This is a genomic window from Streptomyces sp. NPDC057623, assembly GCF_042800355.1.
Classification (GTDB): Bacteria; Actinomycetota; Actinomycetes; order Streptomycetales; family Streptomycetaceae; genus Streptomyces.
Genome location: NZ_JBHVGZ010000074.1, coordinates 24,802 through 48,474 on the forward strand (window position 1 = coordinate 24,802; position 23,673 = coordinate 48,474).

Below are 23,673 nucleotides of genomic sequence, written 5' to 3' on the forward strand. Positions count from 1 at the left end.
TGCGTATTCCGGGGGGCGACGCGCATGCGTACGTGACTTCCCCTGGCCGGGTGAACGGGAATTCGCCCGGACCTTCAGCAAGGGGGAAACTTGCGCAGACAGGTCAAAAGAGTATGCGCGGCCTCTGTCGCCACGGCGGCCGCCGTCGCCCTCGCCGCGGGCATGACCAGCCCGGCGTCGGCCGAACCGGAGCAGCGCCCGTCCGGCGCCGCTGCCTCGCTCACGTCCCCACACCGCATCACCCTGATCACGGGTGACCGGGTCTCCGTCGACTCCAAGGGCCGGGTGGTCGGCATGGAGCGGGCGAAGGGGCGCGAGCACATACCCGTGAAGATCCGGAAGGCCGACGGGCACACGCTCGTGATCCCGGCCGACGCGGCCCAGCTGGTCGCCGCGGGCAAGCTCGACCAGCGGCTGTTCGACGTCACCGAGCTGGGCAAGTCCGCGACCCGGGCCTCCCAGGCCAAGGGCCTGAAGGTCATCGTCGGCTACCAGGGGGGAGCGGCCGGCGCCAAGGCGGACGTCCGTGACGCGGGCAAGCTCCGCCGGACCCTGAAGTCCCTGAACGCGGACGCGGTGCAGACCCCGCACCAGGACACGCCCGAACTGTGGGACGCGCTCACCAACGGCGACCGGACGGCCTCCGGCATCGCGCACATCTGGCTCGACGGCGTCCGCAAGGCCAGCCTCGACAAGTCCGTGGCGCAGATCGGCGCCCCCAAGGCGTGGTCGGCCGGCTACGACGGCAAGGGCGTCAAGATCGCCGTCCTGGACACCGGCGTCGACGCCACCCACCCGGACCTCAAGGACCAGGTGGTCGCGGCCAAGAACTTCACCCCCGCCGCCACCACGGACGACAAGGTCGGCCACGGTACGCACGTCGCGTCCATCGCGGCCGGCACCGGCGCCAGGTCCGGCGGCAAGTTCAAGGGTGTGGCGCCCGGCGCCGACATCCTCGCCGGCAAGGTCCTCGACGACACCGGCTCCGGTGACGACTCCGGCATCCTCGCCGGCATGGAGTGGGCCGCCGAACAGGGCGCCCAGATCGTCAACATGAGCCTCGGCGGCGGCGACACCCCGGAGATCGACCCGCTGGAGGCGGCGGTCAACAAGCTCTCCGCCGAGAAGGGGATCCTGTTCGCGATCGCGGCGGGCAACTCCGGTCCGGAGACGGTCGGTTCGCCCGGCAGCGCGGACGCCGCGCTCACGGTCGGCGCCGTCGACGACAAGGACGTCCTCGCTCCGTGGTCCAGCACCGGCCCGCGGGTCGGCGACGGCGCGATCAAGCCCGACGTGACCGCGCCGGGCGTGGCCATCACGGCGGCGTCCGCCAAGGGCAGCCTCATCGAGCAGGAGGTCGGCGAGAACCCGCCCGGCTACCTGACCATCGAGGGCACGTCGATGGCGACCCCGCATGTCGCGGGCGCCGCGGCGATCCTCAAGCAGCAGCACCCGGACTGGACGTACGCCGAGCTCAAGGGCGCGCTGACCGGTTCCGCCAAGGGCGGCAAGTACACGCCGTTCCAGCAGGGTTCGGGCCGGATCCAGGTCGACAAGGCCATCAAGCAGACCGTGATCGCCGACCCGGTGTCGGTGAGCTTCGGCACGCAGCAGTGGCCGCACACCGACGACAAGCCGGTCGCCAAGGAGCTGACGTACCGCAACCTCGGTACGCAGGACGTCACGCTCACGCTGGCCGCCACGGCCACCGACCCCAAGGGCCGGCCGGCCCCGGAGGGCTTCTTCAAGCTCGGTGCGACGAAGGTGACGGTCCCGGCAGGCGGCAAGGCCACCGTCGACTTCACCGCCGACACCAGGCTGGGCGGCACGGTCGACGGCGCCTACTCCGCGTATGTGACGGCGACGGGCGGCGGGCAGAGCGTCCGTACCGGCGCCGCGGTGCAGCGCGAGATCGAGTCGTACGACGTCACCGTCCAGCACATCGGCAAGGACGGCAAACCGGCCCCGGAGTACCTCACGGACCTCTTCGGCTACACCGGCCTGGCGAAGGACCGCTACTACCAGGTGCCGCCCACCGAGTCCGGCACCACGAAGATGCGGCTGCCCAAGGGCACGTATCTGATGGACGCCTGGATCGCCAAGGACTGGGTGAACATGGAGGGCGGCCTCGACTGGCTGGTCCAGCCGAAGCTGAGCGTCACCAAGGACACCTCGGTGACGGTCGACGCCCGCACGACCGAGTCGGCCGACATCACGGTGCCCGACGCGCAGGCCAAGCAGGTGCTGGCCGGCACGAACTACTACTACGCCCCGGCGCTCGTCGCCATCGGCGCCGTGCACGACTCCTTCGCCGACCTGCGCCTGGCGCATCTCGGTCCGGAGGTGGCGAGCGGTCTCACCCAGACCTGGAACGGGCAGTGGACCAAGGGCGCCGACACCGAGTACGACGTCGCCACCACCGCCAAGGTCAAGAAGATCCAGGGCGACAAGGTCCGCCACTTCAAGGCGGGCGAGCTGGCCAAGGTGAAGAACAACCTCGGTGCCTCGGCTCCCGGCAAGACCGGTGGGCTGCTGGCCCTGGGAGTCTTCCCCGAGGACGTCGTGTTCGGCACCCCGGTCGAGCAGAAGCTGCCGGGCTCGCGGACGGTGTACCTGTCGACGTCGGACAAGGTCCAGTGGACGTTCGACCTGGAGCAGTACGCCGGCCGGGACGCGGACGGCGCCCTGATCGTCGACGCGTACTACACGCTGGGCCTTCCGCAGACCTTCAAGGCGGGCCAGAGCTACGCGAAGACCTTCAACACGGCGGTCTTCGGCCCGCACATCAACAAGGAGTTCGGTCTGTTCCGGGAGGGCAACGAGATCTACGGCTCGCTGCCGCTGTTCGCCGACGCCAACAAGCACGCGGGCTCGTCCGACTTCACCGCGGTGACCACGAACCTCTACCGCAACGGCACCAAGGTCGGCACCAACGAGGACCCGCTGTTCGGCGGAGAGACCTTCAAGGTCCCGGCCGGGGACGCCGAGTACAAGCTGACGACCTCGGTCAAGCGGACCGTCAAGGTCGCGGCCGCCTCCACGCGGATCGACGCGAGCTGGACCTTCCGCTCCAAGAAGCCGTCCGCCGACCAGGCCACGCTCCCGGCCTCCACGGTCCGCTTCAACGCCAGGACGGGCCTGGACAGCCGGGTCGAGGCGGACCGGAAGGTGACGTTCCCGGTCACCGTCGTGGGCGCGGCCGCGGGCAGCAACCTGAAGTCGCTGCACGTGTACGTGTCGTACGACTACGGCCAGAGCTGGAAGAAGCTCGACGTCAGGAACGGCAAGATCACCGTGAAGAACCCGGCGAAGGGGAAGGCCGTCTCCTTCCACGCCAAGATCGCCGACAAGAAGGGCAACAAGTCGACGATCTCGATCTACAACGCGTACTACGGGAAGTAGGCCGTACGACGTGATGCAGGCCCACTACAAGAAGTAGGCCGTGAGCGAACCGCCCGCCGGAAGTGCAGCTTCCGGCGGGCGGTCCGTGTTTCCGTGAGGCCATGACGGCTCACACGGTGGAGTACATCCGGTACCACATTCCCGAGCAGCAGTCGGCGGAGTTCCTGGCCGCCTACACCCGTGCCGCGGCCCAGCTGGCCGCGTCCCCACACTGCGTCGACTACGAACTCGCCCGCTGCGAGGAGGACTTCGAGCACTACGTCCTGCGCATCACCTGGACGTCGACGCGGGACCACATGGAGGGCTTCCGCGAGTCGGAGCTGTTCCCCGACTTCCTCGCCGAGATCCGCCCCTACATCCCCTACATCCAGGAGATGCGCCACTACAAGCCGACGACGGTCCGTGGCGCGGGCGCGTCGGTACCCACGCTCTACGCCTGGGCCGGCGGCGCGGTGGCGTTCGCCCGCCTGACGTCCGTCTTCTACGACAAGGTCCTCAAGGACGACCTCCTGGCCCCGCTCTTCGCGGGCCTGGACCCCGCCCATGCGGAACATGTGGCCCTCTGGCTCGGTGAGGTGTTCGGCGGCCCGCCCGCCTACTCCGAGACCCAGGGCGGGCACGGCCACATGGTCGCCAAGCACATGGGGCGCGGCATCACCGAGCCGCAGCGCCGCCGCTGGGTCAACCTCATCCAGGACGCGGCGGACGAGGCGGGCCTGCCGACCGACGCGGAGTTCCGCTCGGCGTTCCTGGCGTACGTGGAGTGGGGGACGCGGCTGGCGGTGTACTTCTCCGGGCCGGACGCGGTGCCGCCGGCGGAGCAGCCGGTCCCGCGGTGGAACTGGGGGGCGGCACCGCCGTATCAGGGGTGAGGGCAGTCGGCCGAGGAGCGCGTCGAAGGCCGCGGGCGCCCGGACTCAGCCGCCGCTGCCGTACGGCCTCGTCAGGATCTCCAGGTTGTGGCCGTTCGGGTCCTCGAAGTACGTGCCGCGGCCGCCGTCGTTGCGGTTGATCTCGCCGGCGCGGCGGTGGTACGGGTCGGCCCAGTACGTCAGGCCGGCCTCCTGGATCCGACCGAAGATCGTGTCGAACTCGTCCTCCGACACCAGGAACGCGTAGTGCTGCGGCGTGATGGTGTCAGATGCGTCCACGTAGTCCAGGGTCACGCCGTTGGGGATGCCGACCGGGATGAACGGGCCGTACTGCGGGCTCACCTCCAGGCCGAGGATGTCGGCGAGAAACCGGGCCGATGTCTTCTTGTCGTGCGCGGCGACGATGGTGTGGTTGAGCTGGACGGTCATCGGGGCTGCCTCCTCGTGTGCACGGTTCGGTCGGGCTCCTGACCTCACGCTAGGCGGGGCCGCCGCACGGCACATCGGTCCCGAGGAGGGGGCGGCTCTACTCCTTCGGTACTCCGCCTCGGAGCCGCCCGTTCCGCATGAGGTCCACCGGGATAAGGTAAGCCTCGCCTTAGTGGCCGTGCCGGTAGTCGTGGATCGTCGTGGGAGCAGTCGTGCGTGCAGTCGGAAGGAAGGCCGTCCTGGCCACGGTCGTCGTCGGAGGGCTACTCGTCGGCTGCTCGTCCGCGTCGGACGGCGGGGGCGGGGCCCGGAAGGAGGACGGCTCGCGCAGTCAGGTGATCGGTGCCGCCGAGGGCGACGGACCGTCCGCCGCGCCCAGCGCCCTCGCCGACGGCATGGGTGCCGACACCGACGAGGACGGCTCCTTCCCGCGCACCGTCAAGCACTTCCGGGGCAGCACGACCCTCAAGGCCGAGCCCAAGAAGATCGCCGTCCTCAGCACCGGGCAGCTCGACGACCTGCTCTCTCTCGGCATCGTTCCCGCGGCCACCACCCGCGCCGACAACGCCGGGCTGGTGCCGGACTACCTCGCCGACGCCTTCCCGAAGGACAAGGAGCGGCTCGCCGGGATGACCGACGCGGGCACGCGGCAGGCGCCCAACCTCGAAACGCTGGCCACGGCCAGGCCCGACCTGATCCTCGCCAACGACTCGCTCGGCGACCTCTACCCCAAGCTGTCGAAGATCGCGCCGACCGTGATCACCGCCGGCAACGGCATCAACTGGAAGCGCGACCTGCTGCTCGTCGGCGAGGCCGTCGGCAAGGGGCGGCAAGCGCGGGGGCTGTTGGACGACATCGTTGCCGAGGCCGGTGCGGAGGGGCAGGCGATCGAAGGGGATCCCGCCGTCTCCATGGTGCGCTTCACGCCGGACCGGACACGTATGTTCGGCGTCTCCTCCTTCACCGGGTCCATCGCCGTGGACATGGGACTGGAGCGGCCCGAGTCCCAGCGGTTCCACGCCATTTCCGAGGACATCGGTCCCGAGAGCGTCGACACCGCCGACGGCGACTGGATCTTCTACTCCGTGCAGGGGGACGCGGCGAAGACCGATGCCGCGAGCGTCGTGGCCGGACCGCTGTGGAAGTCGATGAAGGCCGTCGAGGCCGGGCACGCCGTGAAGGTCGACGACGACCCCTGGTACCTCAACGCCGGTCCGGCGGCCGCGCGTCTGGTGATACGACAGCTCGCCGAACACGTCGGCGAGTGAGTCGCGTACCGAGTCGCGTACGGGGCGGTTCGCACCCTCTGACTGCCCGTCTGGCTCTTCCGGTGACCGCCCTCGTGGTGGTCGCGGCGGCGCTGCTCAGCCTCGCCGTCGGCACCCGGGCGGTGCCGCCGTCGGCCGTGCTCGACGCCCTGCTGCACGGCGGGGGGTCGCCGGACGCACTCGTCGTGCGGTCGCTGCGGCTGCCGCGCACCGAGGTGGGGCTGGCGGCCGGTGCCGCGCTCGGCATGGCCGGGGCCGCACTCCAGGCCGTCACCCGCAATCCGCTCGCCGATCCCGGCATCCTCGGGCTGAGCCAGGGGGCCGCCGCCGGCGTCGTACTCGCGATCGCCCTCGGCCTCGCGAGCGGCTTCGGCGGCTACGTCTGGTACGCCTTCGCCGGTGCCGTCGCCGCCGCGTGCCTGGTGTACGGCATCGCGGCCCGCGGGCGCGGCGGGGCGTCGCCGGTGAAGCTGGCCCTGGCGGGGACCGCGCTGTCGGCGATGACGGCCGGGGGCACGACCGTCGTCCTGACCTCCAGCTCGGCCACGCTCGACCAGTTCCGGTTCTGGCAGGTGGGGGCGTTGAGCGGACGGGACGCGGGGACGGTCGTACGCATGCTGCCGTTCCTCGTCGGCGGGGCCGTGCTGGTGCTGGCCTGTGCGCGCGGGCTGGACGCGTTGGCGCTGGGGGACGAGACGGCTCGGGCGCTGGGGCACCGGGTACGGCTGGTGCGGGGGAGCGCCGCGCTGGGGGCGACCCTGCTGACCGCCGCCGCGGTGGCCGCGGCGGGGCCCGTGGCGTTCGTGGGGCTGGCGGTGCCGCATCTCGCGCGACGGCTGGTGCGGGGCGGGTACGCGGCGGTGCTGCCGCTGTCCGGGCTGCTGGGAGCCGCGCTGCTGCTGGGGGCGGACGTGGCGGGGCGGGTGGTACGTGCGCCGGCCGAGGTGCCGGCCGGGGTGATGACGGCGCTGGTGGGGGTGCCGGTGTTGGTGGTGCTGGTGCGGAGGAAAGGGGCGGTGTCATGAGGGGGCGCCCGGCAGTCGTCCCGGCCGGACTCACGCTTCTGCGCCCGCACCCCCGTGTCTCCCTGGTCCTCCATCGCCGTTCCGCCGCCGTGGCCCTCGTCCTCCTCGCACTCCTCGGCGCCGTCTTGCTGGCCTCGGCCTGCGTCGGGCAGACGTACATCCCGCCCGCCGAGGTCTGGCGCGCCCTGCGCACCGGATCCGGCCCCCATGACCTCGTCGTCAACGAGCTGCGCGTCCCCCGTGCGGCCGTCGGTGCCCTCGTGGGCGCCGCGCTCGGGACGTCAGGGGCGCTGGTGCAGAGCGTGACGCGCAATCCGCTGGCCAGTCCCGATGTCATCGGTGTCGGGCACGGGGCCGCGGCCGCGACCGTGCTCGCGCTGGCGACCGGCGCGGTGAGCTCGCCGAGTGCCCTGCCCCTCGTCTCCGTGCTCGGCGGACTCGTCGCGGCCGCCCTCGTCTACGTGCTGGCCTGGCGGCGCGGGATGCAGCCGAGCCGCTTCGTGCTCACCGGCGTCGGGATCGGTGTCGCGCTGTCGGCGGTGGTGCAGCTCTATCTCACCGACAGCGAGCTGGAAGCCGCCGAGCAGGTCAAGCTGTGGCTGACCGGGAGCCTCAACGGGCGTGGCTGGGAGCAGGCGGGGCCGCCGGCTGTCGTACTGGTCCTCTCCCTGCCCGCCCTGGTGTGGGCGAGCCGGGCGCTGCGACCGCTCGGGCTCGATCCCGAGACCGCGGCCGGACTCGGCGTACGGGTGGACCGGGTGCGGCTCGGGCTCACCGTTCTCGGCGTGGTCCTCGCCGCGACGGCGACCGGGGCCGCGGGACCGATCGGGTTCGTGGCGCTGACCGCGCCGCAGCTGGCCCGGCGCCTCACCCGTACACCCCAACTCCCGCTCCTGAACGCGGCGTTGACGGGCGCGATCGTGCTGGTCGCCGCCGATCTCGCCGCCCGCACCCTCCTGCCCCCGCTGGAGATCCCGGTCGGCGCGCTCACCGCGCTCGTCGGCGGGCCGTATCTGCTGTGGCTGCTGGGACGCCGTACGGCGACACGCTGAAGGCCCCGGAGCAGTGCGGCTCCGGGGCCCTCGACGGTCTGTACCGAACGGCGGCCGTGGCGGACCGGGCGCCCGTACTAGATCGTCGACGTGTCGATCACGAACCGGTACCGCACATCGCTGTCCAGCACCCGCTCGTACGCCTCGTTGATCTGGTCCGCGCTGATCAGCTCGATCTCGGAGCCGAAGCCGTGCGCCGCGCAGAAGTCCAGCATCTCCTGGGTCTCGGCGATACCGCCGATCATCGAGCCGGCGAGGGTCTTGTTGCCGCCGATCAGCGAGAACAGGTTCAGGGCGACGGGCTCCTCCGGGGCGCCCACGTTCACCAGGGCGCCGCCCGTCCTGAGCAGGCTGAGGTAGGCGCCGAAGTCCAGCGGCGCGGACACGGTGGAGAGGATCAGGTCGAAGGAGCCGGCGAGCTCCTCGAACGTCTTCGGGTCACTGGTCGCGTAGTAGTGCTCGGCGCCCAGCTTCAGGCCGTCGTCCTTCTTGCGCAGCGACTGCGAGAGGACCGTGACCTCGGCGCCGAGCGCGTGCGCGATCTTGACGCCCATGTGGCCGAGACCGCCCAGGCCGATCACGGCGACCTTCCTGCCCGGGCCCGCGCCCCAGTGCTTGAGCGGCGAGTACGTGGTGATGCCGGCGCACAGCAGCGGCGCGGCGACGTCCAGGGCCAGGCCGTCGGGGATGCGGACGACGAAGTTCTCGTCGACGACGACCTTCTGCGAGTAGCCACCGTAGGTGGGCTCGCCGTCCTTGCCGACGGCGTTGTATGTGCCGACCGAGCCGCCGGTGCAGTGCTGCTCGGCGCCGGCCTTGCAGTTGTCGCACTCACGGCAGGAGTCGACCAGGCAGCCGACGCCCACACGGTCGCCGACCTGGTACTTCGTGACGCCCGGGCCGACCTCGGAGACGACGCCCGCGATCTCGTGGCCGGGGACCATCGGGAAGATCGCCTCGCCCCAGCCCTCGCGGGCCTGGTGGATGTCGGAGTGGCAGATGCCCGCGAACTTGATGTCGATCAGCACGTCGTGCTCGCGGACGGCACGGCGCTCGATGGTGGTGCGCTCCAGCGGAGCCTTGGCGGAGGGGGCTGCGTATGCGGCAACGGAGGTCATGCCGGGTTCTCCTAGCGGGGATCTCACGCCCGGCTGCCTTCTGACTTCGTCTTTCCGGCCGGGCATGGCATTCAGCCTGCTGGAACGCGCCGGATCCACCCAGACCCCGGTTGTGCGTACGTCCGCTGGTCCTACCACTGGCGGGGTCAGGCTGGTGCGCGTAGGACCGGGAATACTTGAGGCATGGACGAAAAGCCCGATGCCGTGACGGGACCCGCGGCCGGCCCTGGCCCCGGCCTGGACCGGCGTGCCGAGCTCAGCGAGTTTCTGCGCACCCGACGAGCCCGGCTGAAGCCGGAGGACTTCGGGCTGCCGGACTTCGGGCGGCATCGCCGGGTGCCGGGGCTGCGGCGCGAGGAGCTGGCGCAGCTGGCCGGGGTGTCCGTGGCGTACTACACGCGCCTGGAGCAGGGCAACGGGCGGAACGTCTCGGCGGAGGTCCTCGACGCGATCGCACGGGCGCTGCGCCTGAGCGACGCCGAGCACGCGCACCTCATGCATCTGGCGAAGCCGAAGCAGCACAAGAAGAAGCCGACGGCGCGCACGGAGCAGGTGCGGCCGGCCCTGGCGCAGCTGCTGGCCTCGATCAACGACGTACCCGCGTACATCTCGGGCCGGCGCTCGGACATCCTCGCCTGGAACCGGATGGCGGTGGCGCTCTTCGGTGACTGGGCTGAACTGCCGGAGCGGGAGCGGAACTGGGCGCGGCTGGTGTTCCTCCAGCCCGAGTACCGCGACCTGTTCGTGGAGTGGGACCAGAAGGCGTCCGACATGGTCAGCTTCCTGCGCATGGACGCGGGCTGCCGTCCGGACGATCCGCGGCTGTCCGCCCTGGTCGGCGAACTCTCCGTCAAGAGCGAGGAGTTCCGCCGGCTGTGGGCCAGGCACGACGTCAAGGAGAAGACCTACGGCGTCAAGCACCTCAGGCATCCGCTGGTGGGCGAGCTGACCCTGAACTTCGAGTCGTTCCGCCTCACCGACGGCACGGAACAGGTCCTGATCACCTACCACGCGGAGCCGGGGTCGCCGTCGGCGGAGGCGTTGCGGTTGCTGGCCAGCTGGGGGGCGGACGCGACGAAGGCGGGGACCGGGGCGGGGCCGGGAACAGGGTCGGGAGCGGGGACAGGAACAGGTTCGGGAGCGGGGACGGGGTCGGGGACCCCGGCGCCGTAGGCGGTCAGCCCGCGCGGCGGCCCTCGATCGCCACGGCGATGTCCTCCAGATCCTTGGCGACGGCTTTGCTCACCGCCCGCGCGCCCACTGTGCCCAGAAGCTTGGCGAGCAGGCCGGTGACGCCGCCGGAGGTCACGCCCGTGAACGTCATCCGGACGGTCGTCGCCGACGGGCCGTCCGCCCGCAGCCGCCACTCCGAGATGTAGTGGGTGCCGTGCGACTCCGCCTCCACCACATAACGCTCGGGCGGTTCGCTGGCGGTCACCCACATCTCCTCGGTGGCTTCCTTCCCGAACATGCGCCGCGTCTCGCGCCACCGCGTACCGACGTCGAAGGCCCCGGCCGTCAGGACCTCGACACGGGTGACACCACTGAGCACGTGCGGCATGCCCCCGAGGTCGGTCAAGGCCTCCCACACGGGCCCTTGGCCTGCGGCGATACGGCGCTCCACGACGACGCTTCTGCTGCTCATGCCCTCCATGAAAGCAGCAGGGTCCGACCCTCGCCCGCCTGCGAGGTCCTGCCACGGGGCGCGAGATGGACGGGGGGCTCCGTAGGCTCGTAGGGAACAGGTTCCCTTGAGCCGTGCGTGAACGGTCTCGGAGGTGAGAGCCATGCGCGCCTCGCTGATACAGCTGTCCGTGGACTCGTCGGAATCCGCCGACGAGCGCCGTCACCGAGCTGCTTCGCTGGTCCGCGGCCGGGCGGGCGACGACCTGGTGGTCCTGCCGGAGCTCTGGACGGCCGGCGCGTGGTCGTACGACAGCTGGGGGAGCGATGCCGAAGGGGTCGACGGCCCCACCGCCGAGGTCATGTCCGCCGCGGCCCGGGAGGCCGGGGCCTGGCTGCACGCCGGGTCGATCGTCGAACGCGACGGGGACGGGACGCTGTACAACACCGCGCTGCTCTTCGACCGGGCCGGCGACCTGCGCGGCAGCTATCGCAAGATCCACCGGTACGGCTTCGACACCGGCGAGGCGACCCTGATGGGCGGCGGCAGCGACATCGTCACCGTGCCCACCGACTTCGGCGTGATCGGCCTCGCCATCTGCTACGACCTGCGCTTCCCCGAACTCTTCCGGGGCCTGCTCGACGCGGGCGCGGAGCTGGTCGTGGTGCCCGCCGCCTGGCCCGCGGCCCGCCTGAGCCACTGGCAGCTCCTCACGCGCACGAGGGCCCTGGAGGAACAGGTCTTCCTGCTGGCCTGCTGCGCGGCGGGCGCCCATGGCGGGATGCGGCAGGGCGGACACAGTGTGGTCGTCGACCCCTGGGGAACCGTCCTGGGCGAGGCCCGCACCGCGCAGGAGACGGTGACGGTGGATCTCGACATGGCCGAGGTCGCCCGCATCCGCGCCGAACTCCCTGTCCTGCGCGACCGCGTCCTCACGTCCAGGTGAGGCGACCGCGTCGACCGGTGCCCCGCCCAGCCGCCACAGGTGTCACAGCCCGGCTGGATGAGCGGAGAGCCACTCGGTGTGCCGGGCGCGCATCTCGTCGCGCTCCGCGGGTGTGGTGAGGACGACGTCCGCGCCGCCGTCGTACGGATGATGGATGCGGCGAAGTTCCGTGTCGGTGATGAACACCTCGACGACCGCTTCGTCGGCGACGGCACGCAGCAGGCCATCGGCACATCCGTGCCGCCACCGCCGCCGGTCGGCGTACAGGCGTGTATGGGTGTGGAACCGCGGGTCCGGCTCCTCCTCGTCCACCTCGGTCCACCAGCGCAGGCCGTCGGGATGAAGGTCCTCTCGCGGCGTCGGAAATGTGGCGGGACCGTCCGGTGTGTACGACCAGTCCATGGTCACGACGAACACGTCCAGGCCCGAGAACAGTTCGTCGAGGACCGTGTTGTACCGCTCCAGCACGATCCCGTACTCGTCCTCGGACTCCGGATGGCGCTTGGAGCCGGGGAGGGTGTGGAAGCGCACCCAGCGATCCGCGTACGCGCCGCGAAAGGTGTGGGCGACGGGCGGGCCCGAACTCCGTCGTTCCCGCCACAGTGCTGCCAGCCGCGTCGGTATGACGCCGGTGCTCACCCCTCGGCCCTGGCGACACCGATCGGGCACGAGACGCCCGTCCCGCCGATCCCGCAGTATCCCGCCGGGTTCTTGTCGAGGTACTGCTGGTGGTACCCCTCCGCCGGGTAGAAGGCCCGCCCCTCCGCCGGAAGGATCTCCGTGGTGATCGTGCCGTAGCCCGAGCCCGTCAGGACCTTCTGGTACGCGTCCCGGGACGCCTCGGCCGTCTTCGCCTGCTCCGGGGTGTGCGGGTAGATCGCCGAGCGGTACTGCGTGCCGACGTCGTTGCCCTGGCGGAAGCCCTGGGTCGGGTCGTGGGCCTCCCAGAAGGTCTTCAGCAGACGCTCGTACGAGATCACGCTCGGGTCGAAGACCACGCGGACGGCCTCGGTGTGGCCGGTCAGGCCCGAGCAGACCTCCTCGTAGGTGGGGTGCTCGGTGTGGCCGCCCTGGTAGCCGACCAGGGTCGTCCACACGCCCGCCGGAAGCTGCCAGAACTTGCGCTCGGCGCCCCAGAAGCAGCCCAGCCCCAGGTCGGCGACCTCCAGGCCCTCGGGGTAGGGGCCCAGCAGCGGGTTGCCGAGGACGGTGTGGCGGTCGGGGACGGAGAAGGCCGGTTCCGGGCGGCCCTGGAGTGCCTGCTCGGGGGTGGGCAGGACGGGCGTACGGCCGAAGAGCATGAGGGTTCCTTCCTCGCGGGCCACACGGACCTCGCGGGCCGGGGGCGCGTGCTGCGGTACGGCGGCGGGGGTGCTCGGGGCACTCCCCGCCGGGCGGTACCCCCTTCAACGTACGGCCGGGCCCCCGGATTCCGCGGGGCTCGGCGGGACCTCAGTGCGGCAGTGTCGCCGGGCTGCCGCCGTTGGCCTCGTAGCCCGCCACCGCCAGCGCGCGGTAGACCGCGAACTCCCCGGCCGGGTCGGGGGAGAGCGTCCAGGGGAGGGCGCCGACATGGCCGTCGACGTGTATCAGCTGGTCCATGGCCTCGGCCCAGCGCTCGCCGCGGACCAGGAAGAAGACCAGCAGATGGCGTACGTGCGCCAGCATCGGGTCGTCGTGGCGGGCCGCGTGCACCGCGAACAGCGCGCCGTGGACCGCCTTCGTCACGACCTCGCTCTGGTAGAAGCCGCTGACCAGGTTCACCTCGGGCAGGTGCTCGAAGACCGCGAACAGCGGCATGGCGGCGAGGAGGGAGCCCTGGGGTGCGCGGGCCGCCGCCGCTTCCGCGAAGTCGTAGGCCAGCTGCCGCGAGCCGTGCCACTTCTCGCACCAGTAGTGCAGGGCCGCCAGGTGCGCGCCCATGTGGGCCGGGGCCCGGTCCAGGATCTTCAGCCAGAGCTGCTCGAACTCCGGCCGGGGATAGGCGAGTCCACGCGCGACCGACAGCTCGATGATGTACGGGATCGGGTCACCGGGGGCCAGGAGTGCCGCGTCGCCGCAGGCCGACCTGGCCTCCTCCATGATGATCCGGAACTCGTCCGTGCCCGGCGTCGCCGTCCGCCACGCCTGCTGCACCAGGAACTCCGCGTGGACGGCCGCCCCGCCCGCGTCCTTGGGCTGCTCGGTCCGCCACACCCGCAGCCACTGACCGCCCGGCGACTCACTCACCCCGCCCGGCCGCTGCTGGAGCTCCAGCGACGCGGCCCCGGCGAAGGCCTGCACGCGCTGCCAGCGCAGCTCGCCCTCCGTCTCGGTGCCGGCGAGCAGCTGGGACGCCGCCTTGTAGTCCTGCGTGCGCTGCACCAGGTCCAGGACGTCCAGCAGGTCCTGGTCGGGGCCGGGCATGCGGACGTCCAGCTCCTCCTGGCGCACGAAGCCGTAGTTCGCCGGGTCCGCGGCGTCCGGGTGTCCCGGCGGGACCTGCTCGATCATGCCCCGCCTGCGCCGCATGAACGGCACGGCCACAAAGCCGATCATGAGCAGCGCGATCAGGACCCAGAGAATCTCCATGCCTCCAGCGTTCCAGACGCCGCGGACAATTGGCCAACGAGGTCGGCGACCTGTGGACAACGAGTCCGGTGGGGACGGACCAGCGGGATCGGGCCTGTGGAAAAGCGGGCCGCGCAAGCCGATCGTGCAGGCGGACCGTGCGAACGGACCGGGTGGTCGCAACCCGTCGGGGGTGCCCGCCGCGGGTGCCCGCCGCGGAATCCTGCCCTCCGGGGCAGGACGGCCGCCGGGTGTGCCCGCCGACCGGCATCCGCCTCGTTCGCGGACTACGCTCGGTGCCCATGAGCGACAGGCACATCAGTCAGCACTTCGAGACCCTCGCGATCCACGCGGGCAACACCGCCGATCCCCTCACCGGCGCGGTCGTCCCGCCGATCTACCAGGTCTCGACCTACAAGCAGGACGGCGTGGGCGGCCTGCGCGGCGGCTACGAGTACAGCCGTAGCGCCAACCCGACCAGGACCGCCCTCGAAGAGAACCTCGCCGCCCTGGAGGGCGGTCGCCGCGGCCTCGCGTTCGCGTCCGGACTGGCGGCCGAGGACTGCCTGTTGCGTACGCTGCTCAGCCCCGGCGACCACGTGGTCATCCCCAACGACGCGTACGGCGGCACCTTCCGCCTCTTCGCCAAGGTCGTCGCCCGCTGGGGGGTGGAGTGGTCGGTCGCCGACACCAGCGACCCCTCCGCCGTACGGGCCGCCATCACCCCGAAGACCAAGGTCGTCTGGGTGGAGACCCCCTCCAACCCGCTGCTCGGCATCACCGACATCGCCGCCGTCGCGCAGATCGCCCGGGACTCCGGCGCCAGGCTCGTCGTCGACAACACCTTCGCCACGCCGTATCTTCAGCAGCCGCTGTCCCTCGGCGCGGACGTCGTGGTGCACTCGCTCACCAAGTACATGGGCGGCCACTCGGACGTCGTCGGCGGCGCGCTGGTCGTCGGCGACGAGGCGCTCGGCGAGGAGCTGGCGTACCACCAGAACGCGATGGGCGCGGTCGCCGGGCCCTTCGACTCCTGGCTGGTGCTGCGCGGGGCCAAGACGCTCTCGGTGCGCATGGACCGGCACAGCGAGAACGCCACGAAGATCGCCGACATGCTCACCCGGCACGCGCGCGTGAGCCGCGTCCTGTACCCCGGCCTGCCCGACCACCCCGGTCACGAGGTCGCCGCCAAGCAGATGAAGTCGTTCGGCGGCATGGTCTCCTTCCAGGTCACGGGCGGCGAGGAGGCGGCCGTCGAGGTCTGCAACCGCGCCAAGGTGTTCACGCTCGGCGAGTCCCTGGGCGGCGTCGAGTCCCTCATCGAGCACCCCGGCCGCATGACCCACGCCTCCGTGGCCGGCTCGGCCCTGGAGGTACCCGCCGACCTCGTCCGCCTCTCCGTGGGCATCGAGAACGTCGACGACCTCATCGAGGACCTGCAGCAGGCCCTCGGCTAGTCGCGGGGCTCACCAGCCCGTCAGGGGTGGAGTCGTCTCCGACGGCGGCTCCACCCACGGGCGGGCCGCCACAGCCCACACCACGAACGCCACGGTCGCGGCGAACAGCAGCAGCCACATCAGCCGTACGGCCGCCCTCCTGCGGCGCAGCATGCGGCCACCGCGCCGCACGGCCTCGCCGTACACCTCCGGCGGCACCGGCGACGGCGCGCGCTCCATGATCTGTCGTGCGGCCGCTTCCCGTTGGGGTCGGTTCACGGCGACACCGCCTTCGCGCCCAGCACGGCCGGCGCGGCCCTCCGCGGCGGATGCAGCAGCGTCGCCGTCGCCCGGTCGCAGATCGCGTGGACGCGCTCCCGGGGCAGACCGAGCAGGGCCGCGGTCTGCTCCTCGGGGACCCCCTCGTACAGCCGCAGGACCAGGATCAGACGTTCCCGCGGGGAGAGACGGGCGAGCGGGCTGTCAGGGTGCGGGCGCGACCGGCCGAGGGCGCCCCAGCCGCCGCACTGATGCCAGGCGGCCCGGGAGAAGCGGGTGGCCAGGTACCCGCGGGCGCGGTCGTACGGGTCCTCACCGCGCAGCCGGTCCCAGCACGCGTACGTGTGCGCCAGGGACAGCGTCAGCAGGCGTCGCGCGCGTGGGTTGTCGTCCGGCGGCTCCGCCGTGAGCAACGTGGCCGCGAGCGACAGCCGCCCGGCCGCGCCCGCGACGAACGCCTCGAACTCGCGGTCCCGGCGAGCGTCCTGGACCACACGTCGTCGTCCCACCGCTCCTCCCGCCTGACCGACCCCGAGGAACCGGGCCCCGGCGACACACGAGACGCGTCGGTCGCGCACAAGGAGGACCCGGTTTCATATGAGGCCAGCGACGGCCCGGGGTCAAGAGCCGGGACCGGATCACCCCTCAGGACGCCGTGGGGGACTCCGCGCCCGCGATTCCCTGGGCCGCCATCCGCGTGGAGAGCGCCGTGTTGAAGCGAGTGAGGAGCGTGCAGAACGCCTCACGCTCCTCCGGGGCCCAGTCGTGCGTCAGCTCGGCCATCAACTGACGTCGCGAGGAGCGCACTTCCTCCAGCCGCGACTGCCCGCGCGGGGACAGCTGCAGCACCACCGCCCGCCCGTCCTCCGGGTGGGAGGTGCGCTTGACGAGCCCCGTGTCGACGAGCGGTGCCACCTGCCGGGTGACCGTCGACGAGTCGATCCCCATGCTCGCGGCGAGCGCCTTGACGCCCATGGGGCCTTCCTTGTCGAGGCGGTTGAGCAGCAGGTACGCGGCGCGGTCCATGGAGTTGCGCACCTGCCCGACCCCCCCGAGCCGGGTCTGTTCGGCACGACGGGCGAAAACTGCCACCTCGTGCTGCAGCGTGTCGAGGAGACCGCTGTCGGCGACGGTCGTCATGTCCATCGACATTTCAGGTGTTGTGGGCATGGCCGGAGGCTCACTTCATGAAGGGGGTGCTGGGTTGGGGGACAGGGTACGCGGCCCGGACGCGGGGTGTACCAGCGCTGCGCAAACCCATCTCGGAGCTTGGTCACAACGCGGCGCCGCGCCTGTGAACTGCGAGACTTGAGTCATGAGCTACAGCACGGCTGACTCCTTGCCTCCCGTCACGCTCGACGACGTGCGCGGCGCTCAGAAGATGCTGACGGGCGTGGCGCGGGTGACGGCGATGGAGGGCAGCAGGCACCTGTCCCAGCTGGTGGGCGCGCCGGTGCACTTCAAGTGCGAGAACCTCCAGCGGACAGGATCGTTCAAGCTGCGCGGTGCTTACGTCCGGATCGCCGGGCTGCTCCCGGAGGAGCGGGCGGCGGGGGTCGTGGCCGCGAGCGCCGGCAACCACGCGCAGGGCGTCGCCCTGGCGTCGTCGCTGCTCGGGGTGCGCGCCACGGTGTTCATGCCGAATGGCGCCCCGCTGCCGAAGATCAGCGCCACCCGGGACTACGGCGCCGAGGTGCGGCTGCACGGCCAGGTGGTCGACGAGACGCTCGCCGCCGCGCAGGAGTACGCCGCCGAGACGGGCGCGGTGTTCATCCACCCCTTCGACCACCCCGACGTCATCGCCGGCCAGGGCACGGTGGGCCTGGAGATCCTCGAACAGTGCCCGGAGGCGCGGACGATCGTCGTCGGCATCGGCGGGGGAGGGCTCGCGGCAGGCATCGCGATGGCGGTGAAGACGCTGCGCCCCGACGTGCGGATCGTGGGTGTGCAGGCGGCGGGCGCCGCGGCGTACCCGCCCTCGCTGGCGGCCGGGCACCCGGTCGCGGTCGACCACCCGGTGACGATGGCCGACGGGATCAAGGTCGGCCGGCCCGGTGACGTGCCGTTCCGGATCATCGCAGACCTGGTGGACGAGGTTCGCATGGTCACCGAGGACGAGCTGGCCACCGCCCTGCTGCTGTGCCTGGAGCGGGCCAAGCTGGTCGTCGAACCGGCCGGGGCGAGCCCCGTCGCGGCGCTGCTGAGCGACCCGGGATCCTTCGAGGGGCCGGTCGTCGCGGTGCTGTCCGGCGGCAACGTCGACCCGGTGCTGTTGCAGGGCGTCCTGCGGCACGGCATGGCCGCGCAGGGCCGCTACCTGGCCGTACGGCTGCGGCTGACGGACCGGCCGGGCGCGCTCGCCACGCTGCTGGGGGTGCTGTCCGTGGTAGACGCCAACGTCCTGGACGTGAGCCACGTACGGACCGACCCACGGCTCGGGCTCACGGAGGCGGAGGTCGAGCTGCACCTGGAGACGAAGGGCCGTGCGCACTGCGTCGAGGTCGGCCAGGCCCTGCGCGAGGCGGGCTACACGGTCATCGGCTGAGGCGCCGACGGGCGCCAGGGTGTAGGCGGGAGTCCCTCGCGTCACTCGTTCGGGCAACTCCATTGAGAGACGCGATACATCGCGTTATGGTGTGTCTCGTGATTCCGCCACCCGGCGGAACGAAAAGTGCAAACCTAGGCTTTCCGAAGTTTCCCCGATGACGTGGAGATTCATATGCCAGGCGCCATCTATGCCGAAGGCCTGGTGAAGACCTTCGGTGACGTAAGGGCTCTGGACGGCGTCGACCTCGACGTTCCCGAGGGCGCGGTCCTGGGCCTGCTCGGGCCGAACGGCGCGGGCAAGACGACGACCGTCCGCTGCCTGACCACCCTGCTGCGCCCCGACAGCGGCTCGGCGGTCGTCGCGGGTATCGACGTCCTCAAGCATCCCGACGCCGTGCGCCGCTCGATCGGCCTGTCCGGTCAGTTCGCGGCGGTCGACGAGTACCTCACCGGCCGCGAGAACCTCCAGATGGTCGGCCGGCTGTACCAGATGAAGGCGAAGCCGGCGAAGGTCCGCGCGGACGAGCTGCTGGCGCAGTTCGACCTCGCCGACGCCGCCGACCGCCCCACCAAGACCTACTCCGGCGGCATGCGCCGCCGCCTCGACCTGGCGGCCGCCCTGGTCGTCTCCCCGCCCGTGATGTTCATGGACGAACCGACGACCGGCCTCGACCCCCGCAACCGGCAGATGCTGTGGGAGGTCATAAAGCAGCTGGTCTCAGGTGGCACGACCCTGTTGCTGACCACCCAGTACCTCGAAGAGGCCGACCACCTCGCGCACGACATCGCGGTCGTCGACCACGGCCATGTCATCGCCCAGGGCACCTCCGACCAGCTCAAGGCCCGCACCGGCGGAGAGCGCGTCGAGGTCGTCGTGCACGAACGCGCCGACATCCAGGCCGCCTCCGAGGTGCTGGGCGGATTCGGCAAGGGCGAGACGACGGTCGAGGAGCACATGCGCAAGCTCACCGTTCCCGTGACCGGAGGTGCGAAGCTCCTCGCCGAGGTCATCCGCGAACTCGACACCCGCGGCATCGAGATCGACGACATCGGCCTGCGCCGCCCGACCCTCGACGACGTGTTCCTGTCCCTGACGGGACACCTGGCCGAGGCGAAGTCCGAGGAGACCGGCAAGGAGGCCGTCAAATGAGTGCCCTCACCGACGCCGTGCGGGTCGCGCCGAGCACGAACCCGATCAGTCAGTCCTTCCGGGACTCGATGGTCGTCGCGCAGCGCAATCTGATCAGGATGTCCCGGATTCCGAATCCTGTTCGCTCGGGTCGGTCAGGATTCATCTCGTCGCGCACCCGAGACCTGCACGTGAGCGCCGGGAAGGGGCAGGCGAAGTGAGCGTGATGAACGATTCCCTGGTCATCGCCCGACGGAATCTGATTCGGATGTCCCGAATTCCTGAGATGATTCTGTTTGGCCTGATTCAGCCTGTGATGTTCGTGGTGCTCTTCACCTACGTCTTCGGTGGCTCGATGAAGATCGGCAACACCACCGATCCGGACGTCTACAAGAACTTCCTGATGGCGGGCATCTTCGCCCAGACGGTCACCTTCGCCACTGCGGGCGCGGGGGCCGGTATTGCAGACGACATGCACAAGGGCCTCATCGACCGGTTCCGCTCGCTGCCGATGGCGCGTGGTGCGGTGCTGACCGGTCGTACCGTTGCGGATCTCGTCCAGACGGCCCTGACCCTGCTTGTCCTCGCGATCGTCGCGCTGCTCGTGGGCTGGCGCCCCGGCTCTGCGGAGCCGACCAACTTCGGAAACATCTTGGGCGGCTTCGGCCTGCTGCTTCTTCTGGGATACGCCTTCACCTGGATCGGCGCGCTGATCGGTCTGACCGTACGCACTCCGGAGGCGGCGACCTCGGGAGGGCTGATCTGGCTCTTCCCGGTGACGTTCATCTCGACGGCGTTCGTGGACGCCGGTCAGATGACGCCCTGGCTGCGACACATCGCCGAGTGGAACCCGTTCAGCGCGACCGTGCAGGCATGCCGTCAACTCTTCGGCGACCCTGGCCTGTCCCAATCCGGCGCCTGGCCGATGCAGCACCCGGTGTGGGCGTCGCTGATCTACTCGATCCTGATCATCGCCATTTTCCGCACGCTCGCGGTCCGCAAGTACCGCCGGGCAGACGGTTGATGCTCCACCTTCCCGCAGGCCCCCGCCCTCAAGGACGGGGGCTTGTTCATGTTCGGGTATCTCTCACTGGAGGAACAACTGCCAGTAGGCCAAGCGTCGTACGCTGAAGTGGAGGTGATTCGATGTCGTCGCTCGGAGAGAACGTCAAGAACTACCGCCGTCTGAAGGGCTGGACGCAAGAGCAGCTTGCCGAAGCTGCGGGCGCCTCGGTCGGTACAGTCCGCATCGTCGAGCAGGGCGGAAATGCGTCCGTCGAGATGCTGAACTCCTTCGCCCGTGCACTGGACACCACGACGTCGAGTCTCTTTGCAACTGAGGTGCCGTCACCCATTGAGGTGGACTCCAGTGAGGGCCCCAGGCTCATGGAACTGCGCCGAGCCCTCATGCCGCCGGTGGGTCTGTCCGAGACGATCATGGAGCCGGTGCAACCTGTCGCTCTGTCCACGATCCAGCGGGACATTGACGATCAGCACGCTCTCTATCGCACCGACCGCTACGACAGCGTGGCGAAGAAGCTGCCGGGCATCCTGCGCGCCGCCGAGGCTGCGGTTGCCACCAGCGACGACGGAGAGGACCGCCGGCGTGCCGTCATCGTGCGTGCCGGGGCCTTCCTGCTCGCGGGCAAGTACCTGACCCAGGTGAGGCGCTACGACATGGCGTACCACGCCCTCTCGCGTGGCATCCAAGACGCAAGGGAGACCGGACAGGTCCAGCTCGCCACGAACGGCGTCGTCGGCATGGGCTGGCTACTCCTTCGGCAAGACCGCTTCGACGAGGCCGAGCAACTGGCGACCCGAACCGCTGACAGCGTCGAGCCGCGCATGTCGAAGGCCACTCCTGGCGAACTGGCCGTCTGGGGTGAGCTGCTTCAGCGCGTGGCGTCCGCCTCGTTCCGCAACAACCGTCCGGACGTCGCCAGGGAGGCCCGCCGCATGGCGACGACGGCCGCGAGTGCGCTGGGGCGGGAGCACATGGACTTCCGGGAGCACTGGGCTACGTTCGGGCCGGTGACTGCCGAGACCAAGGTGATTGAGGATCTGGCGCTTATCGGTGATGCGCGGGGTGTCCTCAGTCGGGCCGACGATGGCCCTGTGAGCGGTAAGGCCCTGAAGAAGCTCGGCCGGACGAGCCCGAACAACTGGGACAGGCACCGCTTGGACGTCGCGAAGGCTCACGTCCTGCTCGGGTCACACCAGGACGCCATGGACGAACTGACCGGCATCAAGGCGTCGTCTCCGGAATGGCTTAAGCATCAGTCGATGGCCCGGCGGATCATGCGGGACATCCTTGCCAACCGGAAACGGACCCTTACTCAGGACATGCGTGACATGGCCTCCCACCTGGGAATTGCCGGGTAACTACCAAGTAAATTGGTAGTAGTTGACGGAGCGTTGGGTAACTACCAACGTTGCTGTCTGGAGCCGTTCGGTCGCGGCTCGTAGTTTCGATGCATGGCCACGACGGAGAGAGACCAGACGGCCGTGGCCCCGGAAAGCTGCGCGCTCGACAGCCTGGTGATGGACATTGAGACCGGCAAAGTTGGCGTAGTGATGGGGCATCACGGCCCGGACCGCGTACAGCTCCGCCCCGTTCGCGGGGGCCGGGAGTGGGAAGCCTTCCGAGTGAGGCACCTGACCCAACGCGAAGAGCTGTCGGTTCGCAACGACATAAGAAATGCCATGTCCAGGGCGGGCCTGTGATGTGCAGGGAGATCATCACCCTCGTGTGGCACACGTATCGCCCGCGTGTGGCACGCGTGATGAGGCGCGCGCTTGGCTGGTTAGCCCGCTTCACAGCCCCGCTGCTGATCATCATGATCTCGGGCTCGTGCGGCTTCGTGCTGGGCGTCACCGCTGCATCCGGGACCACGTCCCCCTAGACCCTCGATCCGCCAGAGATGGCGGATCGAGGCCCCCACTATCGGATTCGTTCTGGTCGCCACGTACGTGATGGCGAATCCCTGAGACTGGCCTTTTCCGAGCAGTGTTCCCCCGGGCGCGCGGGAAAGGCCGCCCAACCCCCGCCCCGGCCAGTCTTGATGGCCGAGGCGGGTCAGCAAGTGCAGAGCACCATCCCTACGGAATCGAGGAGTGTCACATGCGCGACGAGTGCCCCTGGATCGTGCGCGGCGGCGAGGACGACAGCAACTCGGGCAACAAGCACGGCGGTGGAGGCAGTGAGGGCGACGACTCGGGCCACAGCGACACGAACGGCGGCTCCAGCCGGTGACTGAGCACGAAATGCGGGAGGCCAGCCTTCACGGGTTGGCCTCCCGGCTCAAGGGGATGGGTGCGCTGCGCTCGGACTGGCTACCGGCCTTCGCCGCCGTTCCGCGCGAGTCGTTCGTGCCGGATCTGATGTGGCCGGGCCAGTCCAAGGGCACGGGGCAGGGCGATGCGATCGACCGCAACGAGGACCCTGAGGCATGGTTCCGCGCGGTCTACTCGGACGTGTCCCTGACGACGCAATGGGACGACGGGCAGCACTCGGGCACCGGCAAGGGGAGGACGCCGACGTGTTCGAACTCGCAACCGTCCATGGTCTTCTCGATGCTCGCTGCACTCGACGTCCAGGAATCCAGTCGAGTCCTGGAGATCGGCACGGGTACCGGTTGGAATGCCGCGCTCCTGTCTGAGCGGGTCGGTCCGGGCAACGTCGTCTCTGTAGAGGTCGACGAGGAGAACGCGAAATCGGCACGTGAGCGGATCGAGTCGGCGGGCTACCACCCGACTCTGATAGTGGGCGACGGCTTCGAGGGGTACCGCGAAGGGGCGCCGTATGACCGTGTCCTCGTCACGGCCGCTCTGACCGAAGTGCCGTACCGGGTGATCGGCCAGGTCCGCACGGGCGGGGTCATCGTCGCCCCGTACGCCACCACTGAGGGGCCCCGAAGATCCCGGACAGGGACCCAATAGGGTTGTCCTGTAAGGAATCGAGGGAAGCAGCAAGTGGCACGTCCAAGTCCGTATACG

Annotated in this window: 25 protein-coding genes; 16 read left to right on the forward strand and 9 right to left on the reverse strand. The window is 70.4% G+C overall.

Translation table 11 applies throughout. The features are described 5' to 3' along the window. Positions 1 to 162: 162 nt before the first annotated feature. Together ACFU95_RS42385 and ACFU95_RS42390 are read left to right on the forward strand one after the other, a co-directional pair. A complete protein-coding gene (locus ACFU95_RS42385; RefSeq protein ID WP_383840328.1) occupies positions 163 to 3,402 on the forward strand; it encodes a S8 family serine peptidase in 3,240 nt (1,079 codons plus the stop codon). 101 nt (positions 3,403 to 3,503) lie between these two features. Continuing rightward, positions 3,504 to 4,274, forward strand: coding sequence for a group II truncated hemoglobin (locus ACFU95_RS42390; RefSeq protein ID WP_383840271.1), 771 nt, complete (start codon positions 3,504 to 3,506; stop codon positions 4,272 to 4,274). A 45-nt stretch (positions 4,275 to 4,319) separates the two neighbouring features. Here ACFU95_RS42390 and ACFU95_RS42395 read toward each other — a convergent pair whose 3' ends face one another. Next, positions 4,320 to 4,703: a VOC family protein gene (locus tag ACFU95_RS42395; protein WP_383840274.1), complete on the reverse strand. Its 384-nt coding sequence runs from the start codon at positions 4,701 to 4,703 to the stop codon at positions 4,320 to 4,322. Positions 4,704 to 4,915: 212 nt separating this feature from the next. Between ACFU95_RS42395 and ACFU95_RS42400 the strand changes: the two genes are divergently transcribed. From ACFU95_RS42400 to ACFU95_RS42410, 3 genes are read left to right on the forward strand one after another with little or no spacing between them, the layout of a single operon-like run. Continuing rightward, positions 4,916 to 5,971: an ABC transporter substrate-binding protein gene (locus ACFU95_RS42400; protein ID WP_383840277.1), complete on the forward strand. Its 1,056-nt coding sequence runs from the start codon at positions 4,916 to 4,918 to the stop codon at positions 5,969 to 5,971. A 38-nt stretch (positions 5,972 to 6,009) separates the two neighbouring features. Then, on the forward strand, positions 6,010 to 6,996 hold the full coding sequence (locus ACFU95_RS42405) for a FecCD family ABC transporter permease (protein WP_383840331.1): 987 nt from the start codon (positions 6,010 to 6,012) through the stop codon (positions 6,994 to 6,996). After that, complete coding sequence (locus ACFU95_RS42410; RefSeq protein ID WP_383840280.1) at positions 6,993 to 8,048, forward strand: FecCD family ABC transporter permease; 1,056 nt, start codon at positions 6,993 to 6,995, stop codon at positions 8,046 to 8,048. Before ACFU95_RS42405 ends, ACFU95_RS42410 begins: the two co-directional genes overlap by 4 nt. 77 nt (positions 8,049 to 8,125) lie before the next feature. Here ACFU95_RS42410 and ACFU95_RS42415 read toward each other — a convergent pair whose 3' ends face one another. After that, the gene (locus ACFU95_RS42415; RefSeq protein WP_383840283.1) at positions 8,126 to 9,166 is read right to left on the reverse strand and encodes an NAD(P)-dependent alcohol dehydrogenase; all 1,041 of its coding nucleotides are present in this window, start codon (positions 9,164 to 9,166) and stop codon (positions 8,126 to 8,128) included. A gap of 183 nt (positions 9,167 to 9,349) precedes the next feature. Here ACFU95_RS42415 and ACFU95_RS42420 point away from each other — a divergent pair, with 183 nt between their 5' ends. After that, positions 9,350 to 10,339: a helix-turn-helix domain-containing protein gene (locus ACFU95_RS42420; protein ID WP_383840285.1), complete on the forward strand. Its 990-nt coding sequence runs from the start codon at positions 9,350 to 9,352 to the stop codon at positions 10,337 to 10,339. A gap of 4 nt (positions 10,340 to 10,343) precedes the next feature. On the opposite strand, the gene ACFU95_RS42425 is transcribed toward ACFU95_RS42420, so the two are convergent. Beyond that, positions 10,344 to 10,811 carry an SRPBCC family protein gene (locus ACFU95_RS42425; RefSeq protein WP_383840288.1) on the reverse strand — a complete coding sequence of 156 codons (468 nt, stop codon included), beginning with the start codon at positions 10,809 to 10,811 and terminating at the stop codon, positions 10,344 to 10,346. A gap of 142 nt (positions 10,812 to 10,953) precedes the next feature. Here ACFU95_RS42425 and ACFU95_RS42430 point away from each other — a divergent pair, with 142 nt between their 5' ends. Then, positions 10,954 to 11,736 carry a carbon-nitrogen family hydrolase gene (locus ACFU95_RS42430; RefSeq protein WP_383840291.1) on the forward strand — a complete coding sequence of 261 codons (783 nt, stop codon included), beginning with the start codon at positions 10,954 to 10,956 and terminating at the stop codon, positions 11,734 to 11,736. Positions 11,737 to 11,778: 42 nt separating this feature from the next. Here ACFU95_RS42430 and ACFU95_RS42435 read toward each other — a convergent pair whose 3' ends face one another. The 3 genes from ACFU95_RS42435 to ACFU95_RS42445 all read right to left on the reverse strand — a co-directional run bounded on the left by ACFU95_RS42435 (position 11,779) and on the right by ACFU95_RS42445 (position 14,307). Continuing rightward, on the reverse strand, positions 11,779 to 12,375 hold the full coding sequence (locus tag ACFU95_RS42435) for a hypothetical protein (RefSeq protein WP_383840294.1): 597 nt from the start codon (positions 12,373 to 12,375) through the stop codon (positions 11,779 to 11,781). Next, complete coding sequence (gene msrA, locus ACFU95_RS42440) at positions 12,372 to 13,037, reverse strand: peptide-methionine (S)-S-oxide reductase MsrA (protein WP_383840296.1); 666 nt, start codon at positions 13,035 to 13,037, stop codon at positions 12,372 to 12,374. The genes ACFU95_RS42435 and msrA overlap by 4 nt, the downstream gene beginning before the upstream one ends. A 151-nt stretch (positions 13,038 to 13,188) precedes the next feature. Continuing rightward, a complete protein-coding gene (locus tag ACFU95_RS42445) occupies positions 13,189 to 14,307 on the reverse strand; it encodes a hypothetical protein (protein WP_383840299.1) in 1,119 nt (372 codons plus the stop codon). A 281-nt stretch (positions 14,308 to 14,588) separates the two neighbouring features. On the opposite strand from ACFU95_RS42445, the gene ACFU95_RS42450 reads away from it, so the two are divergent. Continuing rightward, positions 14,589 to 15,743, forward strand: coding sequence for a cystathionine gamma-synthase (locus ACFU95_RS42450; protein WP_383840301.1), 1,155 nt, complete (start codon positions 14,589 to 14,591; stop codon positions 15,741 to 15,743). A 9-nt stretch (positions 15,744 to 15,752) separates the two neighbouring features. Here ACFU95_RS42450 and ACFU95_RS42455 read toward each other — a convergent pair whose 3' ends face one another. The 3 genes from ACFU95_RS42455 to ACFU95_RS42465 all read right to left on the reverse strand — a co-directional run bounded on the left by ACFU95_RS42455 (position 15,753) and on the right by ACFU95_RS42465 (position 17,153). Then, the gene (locus tag ACFU95_RS42455) at positions 15,753 to 16,001 is read right to left on the reverse strand and encodes a hypothetical protein (RefSeq protein ID WP_383840304.1); all 249 of its coding nucleotides are present in this window, start codon (positions 15,999 to 16,001) and stop codon (positions 15,753 to 15,755) included. Further along, positions 15,998 to 16,510, reverse strand: coding sequence for a sigma factor-like helix-turn-helix DNA-binding protein (locus ACFU95_RS42460; RefSeq protein WP_383840307.1), 513 nt, complete (start codon positions 16,508 to 16,510; stop codon positions 15,998 to 16,000). Before ACFU95_RS42460 ends, ACFU95_RS42455 begins: the two co-directional genes overlap by 4 nt. Positions 16,511 to 16,646: 136 nt before the next feature. After that, positions 16,647 to 17,153 (reverse strand): MarR family winged helix-turn-helix transcriptional regulator, encoded by a 507-nt coding sequence (locus ACFU95_RS42465; protein WP_383840334.1) that lies wholly within the window; start codon positions 17,151 to 17,153, stop codon positions 16,647 to 16,649. 163 nt (positions 17,154 to 17,316) lie between these two features. On the opposite strand from ACFU95_RS42465, the gene ilvA reads away from it, so the two are divergent. The 8 genes from ilvA to ACFU95_RS42505 all read left to right on the forward strand — a co-directional run bounded on the left by ilvA (position 17,317) and on the right by ACFU95_RS42505 (position 23,616). Next, positions 17,317 to 18,546 carry a threonine ammonia-lyase gene (gene ilvA, locus ACFU95_RS42470; protein WP_383840310.1) on the forward strand — a complete coding sequence of 410 codons (1,230 nt, stop codon included), beginning with the start codon at positions 17,317 to 17,319 and terminating at the stop codon, positions 18,544 to 18,546. A gap of 174 nt (positions 18,547 to 18,720) precedes the next feature. Beyond that, a complete protein-coding gene (locus ACFU95_RS42475) occupies positions 18,721 to 19,698 on the forward strand; it encodes an ATP-binding cassette domain-containing protein (protein ID WP_383840313.1) in 978 nt (325 codons plus the stop codon). After that, positions 19,695 to 19,898 carry an integral membrane transport protein gene (locus ACFU95_RS42480; RefSeq protein WP_383840315.1) on the forward strand — a complete coding sequence of 68 codons (204 nt, stop codon included), beginning with the start codon at positions 19,695 to 19,697 and terminating at the stop codon, positions 19,896 to 19,898. Before ACFU95_RS42475 ends, ACFU95_RS42480 begins: the two co-directional genes overlap by 4 nt. Before the next feature lie 5 nt (positions 19,899 to 19,903). Further along, positions 19,904 to 20,701 carry an ABC transporter permease gene (locus tag ACFU95_RS42485; protein ID WP_383840337.1) on the forward strand — a complete coding sequence of 266 codons (798 nt, stop codon included), beginning with the start codon at positions 19,904 to 19,906 and terminating at the stop codon, positions 20,699 to 20,701. A 122-nt stretch (positions 20,702 to 20,823) separates the two neighbouring features. Next, complete coding sequence (locus tag ACFU95_RS42490; RefSeq protein WP_383840318.1) at positions 20,824 to 22,059, forward strand: helix-turn-helix domain-containing protein; 1,236 nt, start codon at positions 20,824 to 20,826, stop codon at positions 22,057 to 22,059. 93 nt (positions 22,060 to 22,152) lie between these two features. Continuing rightward, entirely contained in the window at positions 22,153 to 22,401 is a 249-nt protein-coding gene (locus ACFU95_RS42495) for a hypothetical protein (RefSeq protein ID WP_383455516.1), read from the forward strand. A gap of 397 nt (positions 22,402 to 22,798) precedes the next feature. Continuing rightward, positions 22,799 to 22,930, forward strand: a complete 132-nt coding sequence (locus ACFU95_RS42500; protein ID WP_268248680.1) for a hypothetical protein — start codon at positions 22,799 to 22,801, stop codon at positions 22,928 to 22,930. Further along, positions 22,927 to 23,616 carry a methyltransferase domain-containing protein gene (locus tag ACFU95_RS42505; RefSeq protein WP_383840322.1) on the forward strand — a complete coding sequence of 230 codons (690 nt, stop codon included), beginning with the start codon at positions 22,927 to 22,929 and terminating at the stop codon, positions 23,614 to 23,616. Before ACFU95_RS42500 ends, ACFU95_RS42505 begins: the two co-directional genes overlap by 4 nt. The last annotated feature ends 57 nt before the right edge of the window (positions 23,617 to 23,673 follow it).